Origin of the sequence: Paenibacillus sp. UMB4589-SE434 (genome assembly GCF_030226685.1) — a bacterium.
GTDB lineage: Bacteria > Bacillota > Bacilli > Paenibacillales > Paenibacillaceae > Paenibacillus_B.
Genome location: NZ_JASOYK010000001.1, coordinates 385525 through 400497, shown reverse-complemented (window position 1 = coordinate 400497; position 14973 = coordinate 385525). Strand labels below are relative to the sequence as shown.

Sequence of the window (14973 nt, the reverse complement as noted above, 5' to 3'; positions counted from 1 at the left end):
CAATATATATTTATTTAATTACAATTATTATTTATTGTAAAACGATAAATTTAACATTATAATAACATTGAATTTATACAAATGAGGTGTTTAACAATGAAACATGCATCAACATTGTTTTTAAAGATTTCTGTATTTGTAATGGGTTTACCAGCGCTTGCTATATGTGTAGTGTCAGCTGTTTCCTTATTTCAAGAACCAACCGACCCGTTCCCAGGCAAATTATATGCAATAGTTATCGGATTTTTTGCAGCCACCATACCTTATTACGTCGCACTGTATCAGGCATTTAAATTACTCAGTTATATTGATAAAAATATCGCCTTTTCGGAGCTGTCAGTTCAGGCATTAAAGAAGATTAAATACTGCGGCATCAGTATTGGCATTATTTTTGTAGCCATGGAACCCGTACTGTACATCATGGCACAGCACATGGATGCACCTGGTATTATCTTACTGGGTTTGATTGTAGCCTTCGCGTCGTTTGTCATTGCCGTATTTGGGGCTGTACTTGAACGATTATTACAAGACGCTATTAATCTGAAGTCGGAAAATGAACTTACGGTTTGAGGTGAATACCATGGCGATAATTATAAATATTGATGTGATGTTGGCGAAACGAAAAATGAGTGTGACGGAACTTTCAGAACAAATTGGAATCACAATGGCTAATCTTTCGATTTTGAAAAATGGAAAGGCAAAAGCAATTCGAATCTCGACCTTAGAAGCGATTTGTAAAGCGCTCGACTGTCAGCCCGGAGATATTCTTGAATACCAAAGTGAAACTGATTCATAGGAATCTCTTCATCATTGGCCACCCGTTAAGGGTGGTTTTTTATTTGATCCTTTTATAAGAAATTGTTGTTTGTACAGCTTAGATCATGTTTGTTACATTATCATTTTAACATTTTATCCAAATATTTTTAAAATCATCATGTATATCTTTTTAAAGCATGTTACATTCGAAACGTAACCAACAAATATCAATGAAGAAAGGAAGAAAGAACTTATGAAATCTAAAGTCGAAACACTTCCAAACTATCGCATTGCTTATATGCGTGGAGTTGGTCCATACGGTCCTGCTAATATTGAAGTAATGGAGAAGTTAAAAAAATGGGCTGAGGAGAAAAATCTTCTTACATCGGCAACCTTATTTGCAATTCCACAGGATAACCCTGAAACAACACTCCCTGAGAACTGTAGATTTGATGCTTGTATTGTGATTTCAAAGGATTATCAAATCGATGCTTCTATATGTGAAGGTGAACTCCCTGGTGGAAAATACCTTATTTTCGAAGTGAAGCACACAGCACAAGATATTCAAAAAGCCTATGCAGATATTTTTCCTTTTCTACAAAGCTTGGGCTATAAAATGGACGACAAGCCCATCTTGGAAAGATATATTGGCGATATGATTAGCAACCCTTATTGCGAAATATGTGTACCTATAAAAGCTGGTAAAGTTTGATTGGTTTTTCTTGTTTGGTACTTTATGTCCTCTATCCTAAGAGTCTGATTGTGCACAGTTGTTAGAAAAAAAGTTTCGTCTGATCTAAAAACTAAAACGTCGTCAACTACATTGTCTGGTAATTGACCTTTACTGCATCCGGTATAATAATGAAAATAAATAGGTCTAAGCAATACTTGCTCAGACCTATTTATTAACTCTCTCCTAGTATTTACACCTAAGTTGTTGAATCACACTAATTTCTAATCCTTCTACATTTCAATTACATTTATTTCATACTTTTTTGCTAAGACCCATCCGCTTAATCCATACGACGAGGATATTATAAAATACTTATATTGTTCTTGTATCAATTTTCCTTCTAGCTCATCGATCGTTGTATAGTCCATAGGCCAACTATAGTTCTTATGTTTTTCCAATAGTTCTTTATTATCCGTAATAAAATGATGAATATCATAGGTATCGATATCTAATATAATACTACCTGGTAATTGGGTATCAAAAAAATGTGCAAGAACATCATAAAAGAAAATCGTTGTATTTTCAGTTTTATTTGGAATTATATATTCGGTATGGATTACTATTTTATTTTGTTTCAAATTGATCTCATATGAGAGTATTTCATTATCATGTACGTTCGACACGCCTTACTCACTCCTCACTTAAAATCCCTTCCGGGGATTTCTTATAATGTTAATGCTTCCGACGTCCTACTACCTTAACCCCCGAAGGAGCGGCCGCGAGGCGGTTAGGTGATGCGGATGTGTCCGGCTGAACCTAGAGCCGAATGGCCCGATGTATGAACATGCTATTATAAAATGTCCCTATCTTCTTCGGGTCACTTATACTTCGCGCTTTTCTTCAGGACGGTAGATGATTCTCTGATAATCCCAATCTTTACTATCCATATCCCCTAAGAAGATTCGTTCATGTTCGGGAACAAGTTCATATTTGACTTTCAGATTTTGACGGTAATACTCAATTGGATCTTCTAAATATTGATAATATGCTTCTCGGCACTCTTCCAGTGAAGTCTTTTCGCCTTTAAGCTTCTTATGAATATCCATCAGCTCGATATATTTATCTTCAATCTCTGTTGAATACACAACTTGTGAGAACGTCACTTCACCTAAATCAGATAACATTACTTTTGTTGGTTCGTCAAAGCTTGTAAAGAACGTTCCATTCGTAAAGAGCTCATAGATCTCCTCTAATCTAAAAGTAAGTTTATTTTCATGGAAATAACAAATGACTAACCCATCTTCGTAAACAACTAGATTTGCTAAATAATTTATATTTTCATATTTGATGAAGATGGAGAACTGATCTCCATCTATAGTTTCATAAAACATTTCACGCATAACATAATAATTAGTAGCTCGAGGCGAGTACATAATCTTTCTTTTCTCTGCCAATTGTTTTTGCCAAGATGTGATTTCATAGATATTTTCAAAGTTAGGATTAATCGTTTTAATTGTGTCTTTTATATGTTCGTAATATGTATCCTTATCAAATATCCATTCGGCTTTTTGAACTGTATACATACCTAAAGCGTGTATAGATAGGTCTTCGCTCTCTGGGATGGATGGATTTAACCAATTGGAACTAAGCTTTTCTTTAAGTCCATTCAAATCAACAAGTTCCCAGCAATTTGACATGCCGTCTTCATAAACATCAACATTGATATAAAAATAATGACCACCATTATGAATGATCCCGGGTACAGTTACACCCTCTACTTCTTTTGTTCTTCGAATTTTCTGCAAATAATTCACATCCTATTGTAAGTATTAAATTTTGCGTGGATTTCTTATAATCTTGTCTTATTCATGAACCCTCACTGGCTTAAGACGCGCAAGTGACGGATCTGACGGGCTTAGCCTGGTAGGGTTGCCTATCCAAATTCAGCTCTTTAAAATGACTCTAGAATACCTAGCAGCCTTGAGACTGTAACGCATAAATATGGTGTTAGGTGACTTTCAGGACTTCTTCTCAATAACTCATAAATCGCTTTAATCTCTAGTTATATCCCCAAATTTTATTTCATATTGATCTGCAACGATTTCAAAAACATCGTCGTAAGTTTCGACAATAAAGTGCCTAGATTGAACACCCATTGTCTTCAAAACAATTTCTAAAAGATTTGAGTTCGTCATTTCAAAAAATGATGTCGTTTCACTGTAGTCCAAATCAAAATGATCATAACTTAAATCAAGCCCTACCATCTTAAAATATTGGATATTAGAAAAGACCATCGTATAACTAATCCAAGTGTCCTCTTCACCTTCACTGGCTAAACTACCACTAATTTCACCAGTCAATTCAACCTTTCGTTCATTGTACTTATAATTAACATCATCTAAAAATATACAATTTCTTCCTTCGAGTGAGCCGTACTGCGTCTTTATAGGTGTTATCTCCATGGCTTATGCCCCCACTATAGTCTGATTTATAAGCTGTCTTAAATCCGCGATCCGGTTTGTCATTTCCGGAGTCGAACGATTCAATAAATCACACAAGGCAATCAAATCTTCCAGTTTAGATAATAGAACCCAATTCTCATTCAAGAACCCACCTGAACTCCGGTATGCCTTTACAAAATGACGTTCGAACAAGGATTTATCGTGTTCATACCGTAGCATATTCCCAATATCAACATAACGTCTTCCTGAAAAAGCAAACTCCCAATCCAATACCGCCGATACTTCGAACCCATTTAGCCCTTCCATCATCAAAAGGTTTAAACCATTGAAGTCCGAATGAACGAGGACTGGCGGTTCATGAATTTCGGATAATAACGAACGGTGAGACACACAGAATGATCGAACCTTTTCCGTGGCTTCCGCTCCCAGCCAATGCCTGGTCGCACTATGATCCAAGCTCTCAGTAATAAAAGAGAAAAATTCGTTCTCATCCATGTCAAATGGATGGGCGATCGTAAGGTCCCCTGCGAAAAGACCCGGGCTTTCAAACGTATGACTGTGAATCCGAGCTAGTATATTGCCGACAGATTCCGCGACTTCTGCAATCTGGCGTTCTTCTCTTCTTTGTAAAATATCACGCAGTAATACTCCCTCTTTCCACTCCATTAAAGCCCAATCATATTCCACTAACTTTCGGCTTGTATCCAGATATATATAATCGGCTACTGGCACGACGCCGCGTAATCTCTCAGCGATTGCTTTTTCTTTTATAGCTATGTCTGAACCTCCAGAAAAGATCCTTAAAAGATAGGGTGTAGTAGACCCTTCAATCTCCACTTTATAGGTGCCATTACTAAGTCCTGTTTGTGTTCTTTCAGCTTTTATGAGCCGTTTGCCTCTGAAAACTTGGCTAATCATAACACTTAGCGTCTCAAATTTGATCTGCATACTTTTACTTGATCTTTCCCATGCCTCTTTCATCTTGTATCTCTCCTTTGTGAAAAAGGGAATCTACCACATTCAACATGTTAATAACTTTCATCATCGCCTAAAAGGTTGGATGGAACATTTTCAAGGTAAGAAGTGCATAAAAAAGAGCCACAAGTTAGTGACTCACTCTAATTTATGCTCATGCTTTAAAAGCATCTACAAATTTTTTTGCCTCTATTAATGACATACCTGTTTCTTCTCTCAAAAACTTCACCGTTTTAACTTCACCAATTGAATTTAATTTCTCTTTTACTGAGGCAATCAGTTTCTCATTATATATTTTAGTATAGTCCATTTTGTAACACTTCCTTCCAAACTATAAACTTTTATAGGAATACTTAACCTATTAGATTCAAAAATACCACAACTTGAAGTGAAAAATGCCGTCAAATGACGACACCTGCTTGTAAATATCACATTACTTTTCTACTTATACAAAATCAACGCACTATGAAAAATATATTTGCAGAATATTGTACTTCTATTATCTCTAATGAGGCATCGAATAGAAAATCATTCAGCTTTTTATCAAATGCTTTTTCAAAATAACGCCCCCTTCTATCTGTAATATTTTATACGAATATTTAACCCTTTAGTTTCAATTATACGTTTTGAATAGTTTGAACTTCATTTTATAAAAAGCAATAATATTTTAGAAAACAGCCTAAAGAAAAAACCTATGGATGGTTTCCTATCACGGAACTCACCCATAGGTTCTCTATTCTTTGCATCCATTATTAGCACCTTTAATTGACGTATACTCGATCCACTCGGTTTCCAATGCCGGTTAGCAACTCGTTCGGAATCGTATGACAACGTGCCGCAACCTCTTCTGCAGCAATGCAATACTCGCCGTCTTGTCCAATAAGCGTTACGATATCGCCTTCATTAACATGTTCGATATGCGTCACATCAATCATCATCTGATCCATGCATATATTGCCCGCTATAGCCGCTCGTTGTCCTTTCACCAATACATGGCCGCCCTGCTCGAATAAACATCTCGGTACCCCGTCTGCATACCCGATCGACACAGTAGCGATGAGACTGTCCTGTGTCGTCTTATAGTTGCGCCCATATCCAATGCTGGTTCCAGCATTGACACTTTTGACCATGGTTACTCTTGCTTTTAAGGAAAGCACCGGCAGCAAGCTAAACGTAGACTCTTCATTGTCTTTCACTGCACTTATCGCCCCGTACAGAGCAATGCCTGGGCGAGCCAAGTCGCAATGCAGCTGTGAAAAGTGAAAAATCCCGTAGCTGCTTTGCAGATGCAGACTGCCGGGTTCGATTCCATTCGACTTGATCACATGCACAAGATCATAGAAACATTGAATTTGTCTCTTTGTAAAAGCGATATCCGCTTCCAGATCATAGTCTGGAACACAAAAATGACTGTAGGTACCCGTAACCGTTAAATGGGGCTGACGGTATATGCTGAGGATACGATCCACTTGCTCTACGTTCTCTCCCAGCCTTCCCATACCTGTATCAATCTTCACGTGAACCTTTATCTTTTTGCTATATTGGTTTAAAGCAGCGGCATAATCTGCATTTATGACAGTTTGCGTGAGCTCATATTGGTATAAATCTTCAAATTGCCATGGTGAGGTGTATCCGAGAATGAGGATCTCTCCTTGAATCCCAGCTTTGCGCAGGACAACTCCTTCACGAATCTCTGCGACGGCATAAGCGTTTACGCCGATCGATTGCAGGCATTTTGCAACGGGAACACTGCCATGCCCGTATGCATTCGCCTTCACCACCGCCATAATCCGACAATCAGCAGGCAATCGACGCTTGAGCTCCTTTACATTCTGCGCCAAATGAGCCAGGTTAATTTCTGCCCATGCCCGATACCGACCTGATTGATTCGATGTCTTCTTCGATTTCCATAGCGAAACCACAATGGCAGCTGCTGCAGAAGAAAAAAATGATACCAGAATAAAGTGAATCAGGCTGTTACCGACCATCATATGACTCAGCCCATTGAATTTGGCTATTTTTCGAACGATAATAATCGCTAAGGGGTGCATAATGTAAATCCATATGCTCATTTTCCGAAGATACGTGCTTGCGTTTTTCTAAGGTGCCTTTGTCATGATAAATCGTGATGATGCATCCATCTTGATTATCTCCGGAGACGGTGTATGGTGTTCCATTCGGTACCTCGATACAGGCGATGTCTTGAAAAATGGGGACATAATAGATTTCAACCTTTGCCCTTCCATCCTTATCCTCAACGTATGCATGCTCCTGATGGACTTGATATTGCTTCACATGCTCGATATATTCCTCCAAGCACCATTCGCGCTCTTCCATGATGGCAGAATGCGGATAACCCACGTATCGAAAATGCCACGGTTCTGCTGCAATGTTCGTGATCGCTTCCTTGCTTTCCTTGTATCTTTGGATAAATCCGTATAGGGCTGCAAGCTGCTTGAAATCTTGGCAAGCGCCTGTGTCAGGAAATGATGGACAGATATAATCGACCTCTTCCGTTCTTTGTCCAACATCCACAGCCAGTCCAGTCTGATGCTCGCTCTCGCCGGGCCGGGCCACATAGCTGGATGTAAATGCTGCTCCGTTCTCTCTGAGCGATGCTTCGTACAGCTCCGTCTGCTCGTCCTGTGAACGATAGCCGCTTACAACCAGAATGTCCTGCGTCCCGTTGCAAGCCTCAAGCAGCGCGGTTAGCTGCTTCAAGCATGTCTTTTCCAACCTCATCGATTCTCTCTTTGTATCAAAGACGGGCAAATTATCAATAGCATGAAGTTCAAGTGAGCCCTCCATTTGTCTTAATGCATGATTTCGATTCACTAAAAGAAGATGCCCACGATAGATATCTGACCGTGTAAGGGTTACAACGTTCTTATTCCCACAAACGGTGTTGTTATCTTCCTTTCTAATAGACAGCATCTCCATGTCACAATCCCTCCACAACTGCGAGCTGTATCAATTGATCAAGTATTTGCGAATAGGTATATCCGCTCGCCTGAAGCATCTTTGGATATCTTGAATTGGATGTGAATCCTGGGATCGTATTGACCTCATTGAATACAATGCTGCCATCAGGTGTAACAAACATGTCCACTCTGGCAAATCCTTTGCAGCCAAGTGTCTTATATATTTGTCTTGCTATCTTCTTGATACGGTCTGCGGTAGGAGCGTCCACTCTGGCTGGGAGATGAATCTTTGAGGATTGCAAGGAATACTTCTCCGTAAAGTCGAAGAAATCCCCAATTAGTTCAATTTCATCAACGACACCGATCATAGGATCTCGATGCCCTAGCACAGCACACCCTACCTCGAATCCTTTAATTTCCTCTTCGATCACCACTTTATGATCATGCTCATAGGCAAGCTTGATGCCCTGCATCAACTGCGAAATATCATGCGCCTTTGTAATGCCTATGGAAGAGCCGGATTTCGCTGGTTTTACATAGACGGGATACTTCAATGCTTGAAAATCCTGAACTCCTTCTTCTCCGTGATCACCTTTATACATCGTTACCGAATAAGGCGTGTTGACTCCAGATGCTTGTACTAAGGCATGCGCGATATCTTTATCCATACAAATGGCAGAAGACAGCATGTCGCAGCCAACATACGGAATGCCTGCAAGCTCGATAAGTCCTTGTACCGTTCCATCTTCGCCATACTTCCCATGCATAACCGGGAATACAACGTCTATGGGCGTGACGTGATATTCCGTATTCACAATCTCAATGAGCCCCCGAATGGAGCGGCTCGGAGATAAAAAAGAGGGGATACAGCTCGGATGTAAATGCCACTGATTATCGCGAATGTCCTTTAGAGAACCGCTATATCTCAACCATTCTCCCTCTCTCGTAATCCCAACTAGCACGAGTTCGTATTTATCCGAGTCCATATGCTCAATTACAGATGCAGCTGATATGAGAGATACCTCGTATTCATTCGAGCAGCCGCCAAACAATACGACAACCGTTAACTTTTCCATCTGTAATCCTCCTACATCTATATCAAAATCATAGTGGTCTCATTAGCTGGAGGAGAAACAAAAAAAACCTACCTCTTCGTCATTGCGTTCTCCCTAGGTACTACATGAAACTAAGATTAGGGAAAACTTGTTAAGAAGAAATAGGGAAATTTCTAAATTATTTCTTAAATCATTCGTGATAAACAGGCCCAGCCCCATGCTGCCTTGCCGATGGGGTTCAGGCTTTATCTCACGTATTTGCGCCAGCTGTCTTGCCCGACGGACTTAGCCTCGCTTGGTTGTGAGCTGAGCCTGCTGCATGCTTACCTCATTTTACGAACCATGGGCTAAGACCCCAGCGTAGTTACGGTATTAGATGATGCATATGCCTTCTTGATTAACCATCAAGAATTTGCTTTGGGATAAGTATTATCATTCAATTTTTCCATTACAATTTGCATACGTTTCATCTAACATTCTTGCATCCACAAATTCTCAAATACAGCAGAACTACTATTGCTCTTTTGTCTGATCAATACTCCAGTTTATAAACGACTTCACCATCGATAACGCGGCCATCTTCTTTAAATCCTAATTTTTCATATAAATGTTTTGCCCAAACATTGTTTGGTTCAAAGCTTATGTATATGAACCGATGGTGTGTATCCTCTTTAATCCTTTCAATGAGCCTCTCCATAGCAGTTTTCCCATAACCTTTTGACTGATACTTCGCATCTATCATTAACCGATAAATCCAATATTCATGGTCATCTTCATCCATACAATACATCGTAAATCCCACTAGGACATCACTATGATAAATAGCCAAGCAAACACACTCTGGGAATGCCTTAGCCTGTGCGAGCGAAAACAAATTTGTTGCTACGAACTCATTTTGCTCATCAGCTACACTCAACTTTATGACATCATAAAAATTACTTCGATCTATTTCCTTAAGGACTATCATAAATACTCCCCCTATATTCTTTTTGTTAATTCTGTGTGAATGACAACCAAAGATTATTCCATTAAAAAATGCCATCCTTCTCAAATTCTGTATTATATAAAAAAACTCCTTCTCATTAAAGAAAAGGAGTCAAAATTTAATAGTAGCAGCGACGCGGCGTAGATACGATGTTATAAGATGTCAGCGACTTCTTCGATTATAATTTCAAATTTTGCTCATCCTGACTATGATATATTAAATGAGCAATTTCTTTAACTCTGCCCATTGTAATTCCTTCTCTTTGTTCAACTGCAAGTGGATGATTCGTTTGTTCTAATTCTATTAACGGAACAGCACCAACTTCTTGTGTATGTACCATTGTCTTTAACGATAATGTAGTTGTTGGATATATTGAAAGTTCTGTCGATAACCAACCAAAATAAGGTTTTTCAGTTTCCCTGCCTTCTACGTGCAATAATTCATTAGATCTCAAAAAGTTTTCTTCACTAAGAGAAACCCAAACACTCCATATAAATTTCTCTTTACTATCAATGATTGGTATTTCAATATGTCCTCTAATAAAGAAATGCTGTTCATCAATTACACAAAAATCTCTAATTAATTCTGTTCTTTTCTCTTCTGGTACAGTGTAAAAATAATAGGGTGCTTCACTTCCGTAACATAAAGGAAGTTCACTTAATTCGTTGTTACAGTGAGGGCATTTCATGTTTTCTGCTCCTTCGAGTTCCTCATCGATTTCTGATAACGCCTTGCCTTATTCGTGAAGTTTGTAAAAAAGTCCATATGTGGAGTATTTGCAAAATTACTGCGTTATCCTGGCCGTTAGTTAAGTAAAGGCGGCTAACCCTTAAAAGTCAGCTGCCTTCAACTGTATTTATTGAGCTATCTTTTCCCGTTCGTGCAATAATCATTAAGCATCATTTATATCTTCCTTTCTTGGATATATTGGTATTATACATCAATACGCATTGGAAGTTTTGAGGGTCAATCTATCTTTGTTTCCACTGCGCCATCTTGCCCGTTAATCAACACTATCGCCAAGTCAGTCTAGTACTTTATTTTCAGAGTTTATCAAGAGCTAAAAATAAAAAAGTCAGATAAAGCCACACATGCGGGCAATCAAGGTTTCCCGGAAAACGCCCATGTCTTATTCAATCCTTTCCCTCCGACTGACGCAGCGTCCCGATCAGCCCTACAAAGTGTCGCCCGCACTCTTCAAAGTTGCGGTATTGGTCAAATGCAGTGCAGGCAGGGCTCAGCAGCACCGTCATTCAAAAGAAAAAAGCAATCAAGATAATAATCCAGCAGGATTAATTTTTGTTCGTTATCGTGGTGCCCGCAAAGGAAGGCTATTCAATTAGCATTTGCTTCTGAGACAATTAAATGAACTGGCTATGAAAAAGAATATCACAAATGAAAATGGAAATGTATTTCACTTTAAAACCCATCAGTTTAGACATACTTATGCAGTTAAGATGCTAAATGGTGGAGCGGACATTCTGGCTGTTCAAGAGTTATTAGCCCATGCTTCTCCTGAAATGCCCTTGCGGTATGCAAAGTTGTTGGACGATACGAAAAGAAAGGCTCTTGAAACTGTAATTATTCAAGGTGTTTTTAGCTGTGACCTTAACGGTGATGTGCAAGAAATTAAAGTTGGAGATGAATGATGCGAATAAGGATATACTCATCGATACGTTAAAACGCAAAATCAAAGCACTGGAGTACGAGAACCAAGAAATACGAGAAGAAATGAAAAAGGCTTATGCTCAAATTTACGAAAAATTTTAGTTGCACTTCATTGAGCTAACGGGCAGCTTAGTTCAACCGAACTATGTGGTTTTGAATGGGACGAGTGTGGTTTAGTTATGCCAAATTATCAATGTAAAGTTTGCTTGACATTTAGTATTCTATGCTTTACATTCTGAATAAGACAATTTACATTGATGAATATTGAGGGAGGGAGATTATGACTTATCAAGAGAAAAAAAGCGTTGTTTCTTTAGTTAGTGTTATTACCATATTCGTTTCTTTTTGGTTGTACATGTACCCGATGCATCCCAATAGCGGACTAGAATCAATGGAGACCTTTCGATTTTGGGGTTCTTTTGTCTTCATCTTAATTTTGGTTTCAATAATTGCCCACATTATAATCAGTATCGTTTTTAATATCGTGTATCGAATAACAACAGGAGAAAAGGAACCAACTTTTGAGGACGAACTTGATCGGATGATAACTCTGAAAGCAACAAGAAATTCGTTTTTTGTTTTTATATTAGGTTTTCTTCTTTCAATGGGATCTCTCATCGTGTTTCAACCGTCACAAAAAATGTTCATTATCCTAATCATTTCGGGATTTATGTCTGATGTAACAGGCTCGGTTACGAGACTTTATCATTACAGGAAAGGAGTCTAACATGGGTAAAAATCTTGTCGGCAACTACATTAGAAAATTGCGTTTTAACAGCGATGAAATGACCCAGCAGCAATTAGCTGACAAGGTAGGAGTAACAAGACAGACTATTGTTGCACTTGAGAAGGGGAACTACTCCCCATCATTAGAACTGGCTTTTCGTATTGCACGAGCGTTTGGTTTGCCTTTAGAAGAAGTGTTTTTTTATGAGGATAATTCAATGCAGTAAGAATTAGCGGTTTGTGGTTGACCATTTGGATTTATTCTTTGGGAAAGACGAGTTTGCCTAGGATTAACGATCTCTAAGTTGATAATATAGGAGGTTAAAAGGTTGAAAGCAGCGATTTTTAATTCCTATGGATCGCCTGAGGTTATGAAGATCAGGTATGTGCAACAGCCATCCATCAAGGATGACGTTCGGGTGTTGATTCGGGTACGTAATGCTTCGGTCAATACATTTGATTATCTGTGCCGTAAAGGATTTTTACCAATACGATTAGAGCATGGTCTTACGAAACCTAAAAATCTCATATTGGGCATAGACGTTGCGGGTACAGTAGAGGCTGTTGGCAATAACGTAACTAAATTTAAGGTTGGCGATGATGTATTTGGGAGTTGTTTTGGATCTCATGCGGAATATGTCTGTCCTCGTCAGAATGTACTAACTCTTATGCCCAAAAATATCTCGTTTGAAGAAGCGGCGGCTGTACCTTGTGCAGCCCTGACGGCAATGCAAGCATTGCGAGATGTAGCACAAGTTAAAGAGGGTCAAAAGGTATTAATCTATGGAGCTTCTGGCGGCGTTGGTCACTTTGCTGTTCAGCTTGCGAAATACTATGGGGCTGAGGTAACCGCTGTATGTAGTGCTTCAAATATCCAGTGGGTGCGAGGCCTCGGGGCACATCACGTGATCGATTATACCAAGCAGGAATTCACGGACAACGGAAAAAAATATGATTTTATTCTAGATGCTGTTGGTAAGAGAACTTACTTCAGTTGTATGCGTTCTCTTACCGAGACCGGAATCTATATTACAGAACAGCCCCTACGCCCCAAATACCACCCATTTCAATTGATGGTTGGTCCTATGATTGGCCGCAAGAAGGCTAAGTTACATCTTACAAAACCGAATGACTTGGATATGGAATTTTTGAGTCAACTGATAGAGGATAATAAAATACGTTCTGTTGTTGAGAAATGCTATCCATTAGAACAGATTGTAGAGGCTCACAGGCATATTGAAAACGGGCGAACCAAAGGGAAAATTGTACTGGGGATGTAAATAGAGCGGATTATCACACACCCAATCTACTTAATTTGAACCGTAGAAAAGCAACACTTCAGTTTCGCCCGCAAGCCCAAATCTCCATACTCACCTCCCGCCTTTGCAATATTCGTTGTTCACCGTGGCACATTACGTAGGATATTCTTTCAGACTGAGGTGTCCACTGTGTTTATGCTGACATCATTCAACTAACTGGGAACGATAGCTTAATAAAATAACTAAAATGCGGCTGCCGGGATGGATCGGCAGCCGTGTTGTGCTAACGGGCAGTTTAGTGAAATGATAATATATTTATTAATTACAAAAATAAGCGCTTTTGTTATATTGATAAAGTAGGTAATAATTGTTAAAAGGAGGAATATCTATGCGTATCGAAAATGTCAGAGAAACCCTCACCATCGTGAATGCGGACATTAGTGGTTCTAGCATCAAGAATGTTGGGGCGGAGGGGGTAAGCTTCCAATGCTGTAACTTGGCTGGCGCTACGTTCAACGACATCAACTTTACTGGTATGGCGATATCCGACGCCAATCTGACAGGAATCTTTATCGACGGAGCGCAATGGGGTGGCGCGCAATTTAAACATATCGGTTACGGTGACAAGAATCGGTCTGAGGACGGGCATACCACAGCGAAACTTCCGGTACGAATCATTTCATGCAACTTAGAGGACGCCGTCGTGCGTGAAACTAATTTACGAGGAGTCAGTATCGAAGGTTGCGATATCGAAGGATTGACGATTGACGGCGTCGATATTGCGACATTGTTGCGGCAGCACAAGATGGCCCTTAATCAATAATAAGAAGATATGGCAGCCATTATTTGGACTGCCGTTTTCTCAACTAACTGGGAACGGTAGTTAAAAATAAAGGGTTCCACATATTAGTCATGCATAATATATAGAACCCTTTGTTTTATTTCCTTAAGTTTAGGTCTTGATAATTTTCAGTCTAATGAATTATTTTCTTTTTAACAGCTGAATTCAGCACTACTTCTTCCCTTTAATAATTGTAGCAAACTTGCTTTCTGTTTCCTGAATGGATTCAATTTGAAAACCAACTGATTTGAAAAGACGAATATATTCTTCTAATCCAATAGGGTAAAGCTTTATCTTCCGATCACCACACTCAAACCACTCATTATCTTTACTAACGGATAAAACAAATGAGCCATTATTCTTTAGTGATAAGTAAATGTTACTAATGCTTTTTCCTTATCCTCAATGTGTAAAAATGTCAATACACTGTTAAAAAAAGAGGTACCATCCCATCTTTCCATATATGCTTGTAATTGTGGTGGGTCTTGTACTGGATCATTTCCCTCATCTATGAGCAATTCATAATGCTCAAGCGTACTTACAAGCTTCATTAAATATGTATCCACCCTTATCGATTTTTTGTCTTTATGCCCATAACGAATAACGTATTTGTATCTACGAACCCGAGAGACTTAAGGGAGCAAAGCGACTG

At 39.1% G+C, this 14973-nt stretch carries 17 protein-coding genes and 1 pseudogene; 7 read left to right on the top strand and 11 right to left on the bottom strand.

Translation table 11 applies throughout. The annotated features are described in order from the left end of the window. The first annotated feature begins 96 nt into the window (after positions 1-96). The 3 genes from QP775_RS01945 (at position 97) to QP775_RS01935 (ending at position 1468) form a co-directional block, all read left to right on the top strand. Entirely contained in the window at positions 97-570 is a 474-nt protein-coding gene (locus tag QP775_RS01945) for a DUF2975 domain-containing protein (protein WP_285103154.1), read from the top strand. A 10-nt stretch (positions 571-580) separates the two neighbouring features. Then, on the top strand, positions 581-796 hold the full coding sequence (locus tag QP775_RS01940; RefSeq protein ID WP_239327342.1) for a helix-turn-helix domain-containing protein: 216 nt from the start codon (positions 581-583) through the stop codon (positions 794-796). A 213-nt stretch (positions 797-1009) separates the two neighbouring features. Continuing rightward, positions 1010-1468: an AraC family transcriptional regulator gene (locus QP775_RS01935; RefSeq protein ID WP_285103151.1), complete on the top strand. Its 459-nt coding sequence runs from the start codon at positions 1010-1012 to the stop codon at positions 1466-1468. 251 nt (positions 1469-1719) lie between these two features. Here QP775_RS01935 and QP775_RS01930 read toward each other — a convergent pair whose 3' ends face one another. From QP775_RS01930 to QP775_RS01885, 10 genes are all read right to left on the bottom strand, one after another. Next, positions 1720-2112: a hypothetical protein gene (locus QP775_RS01930; protein WP_285103149.1), complete on the bottom strand. Its 393-nt coding sequence runs from the start codon at positions 2110-2112 to the stop codon at positions 1720-1722. A gap of 198 nt (positions 2113-2310) precedes the next feature. Next, positions 2311-3234 (bottom strand): DUF7638 domain-containing protein, encoded by a 924-nt coding sequence (locus tag QP775_RS01925; protein WP_239327339.1) that lies wholly within the window; start codon positions 3232-3234, stop codon positions 2311-2313. A gap of 246 nt (positions 3235-3480) precedes the next feature. Beyond that, entirely contained in the window at positions 3481-3891 is a 411-nt protein-coding gene (locus tag QP775_RS01920; RefSeq protein ID WP_285103147.1) for a hypothetical protein, read from the bottom strand. Positions 3892-3894: 3 nt separating this feature from the next. Continuing rightward, positions 3895-4872: a phosphotransferase family protein gene (locus QP775_RS01915; protein WP_239327337.1), complete on the bottom strand. Its 978-nt coding sequence runs from the start codon at positions 4870-4872 to the stop codon at positions 3895-3897. A gap of 148 nt (positions 4873-5020) precedes the next feature. Beyond that, complete coding sequence (locus QP775_RS01910) at positions 5021-5176, bottom strand: hypothetical protein (RefSeq protein ID WP_239327336.1); 156 nt, start codon at positions 5174-5176, stop codon at positions 5021-5023. A gap of 451 nt (positions 5177-5627) precedes the next feature. Continuing rightward, entirely contained in the window at positions 5628-6938 is a 1311-nt protein-coding gene (gene vanT / locus QP775_RS01905; RefSeq protein WP_285103144.1) for a serine racemase VanT catalytic subunit, read from the bottom strand. Continuing rightward, positions 6844-7806 carry a M15 family metallopeptidase gene (locus tag QP775_RS01900; protein WP_285103142.1) on the bottom strand — a complete coding sequence of 321 codons (963 nt, stop codon included), beginning with the start codon at positions 7804-7806 and terminating at the stop codon, positions 6844-6846. Before QP775_RS01900 ends, vanT begins: the two co-directional genes overlap by 95 nt. A gap of 1 nt (position 7807) precedes the next feature. Then, a complete protein-coding gene (vanG, locus tag QP775_RS01895; RefSeq protein ID WP_285103140.1) occupies positions 7808-8863 on the bottom strand; it encodes a D-alanine--D-serine ligase VanG in 1056 nt (351 codons plus the stop codon). A gap of 511 nt (positions 8864-9374) precedes the next feature. After that, on the bottom strand, positions 9375-9809 hold the full coding sequence (locus QP775_RS01890; protein WP_285103138.1) for a GNAT family N-acetyltransferase: 435 nt from the start codon (positions 9807-9809) through the stop codon (positions 9375-9377). 196 nt (positions 9810-10005) lie between these two features. Then, positions 10006-10515, bottom strand: a complete 510-nt coding sequence (locus QP775_RS01885; RefSeq protein ID WP_285103136.1) for a DUF2199 domain-containing protein — start codon at positions 10513-10515, stop codon at positions 10006-10008. Between the two features lie 565 nt (positions 10516-11080). On the opposite strand from QP775_RS01885, the pseudogene QP775_RS01880 reads away from it, so the two are divergent. The 4 genes and pseudogenes from QP775_RS01880 to QP775_RS01865 all read left to right on the top strand — a co-directional run. Beyond that, positions 11081-11473, top strand: a pseudogene (locus QP775_RS01880) (tyrosine-type recombinase/integrase); the annotation flags it as partial. Positions 11474-12223: 750 nt separating this feature from the next. Beyond that, complete coding sequence (locus QP775_RS01875; RefSeq protein WP_239327329.1) at positions 12224-12448, top strand: helix-turn-helix transcriptional regulator; 225 nt, start codon at positions 12224-12226, stop codon at positions 12446-12448. A gap of 102 nt (positions 12449-12550) precedes the next feature. Next, positions 12551-13501 carry an NAD(P)-dependent alcohol dehydrogenase gene (locus QP775_RS01870; protein WP_239327328.1) on the top strand — a complete coding sequence of 317 codons (951 nt, stop codon included), beginning with the start codon at positions 12551-12553 and terminating at the stop codon, positions 13499-13501. A 367-nt stretch (positions 13502-13868) separates the two neighbouring features. Further along, entirely contained in the window at positions 13869-14303 is a 435-nt protein-coding gene (locus QP775_RS01865; protein ID WP_285103133.1) for a pentapeptide repeat-containing protein, read from the top strand. 380 nt (positions 14304-14683) lie between these two features. Here QP775_RS01865 and QP775_RS01860 read toward each other — a convergent pair whose 3' ends face one another. Then, positions 14684-14872 carry a hypothetical protein gene (locus QP775_RS01860; protein WP_285103131.1) on the bottom strand — a complete coding sequence of 63 codons (189 nt, stop codon included), beginning with the start codon at positions 14870-14872 and terminating at the stop codon, positions 14684-14686. Positions 14873-14973 lie beyond the last annotated feature (101 nt).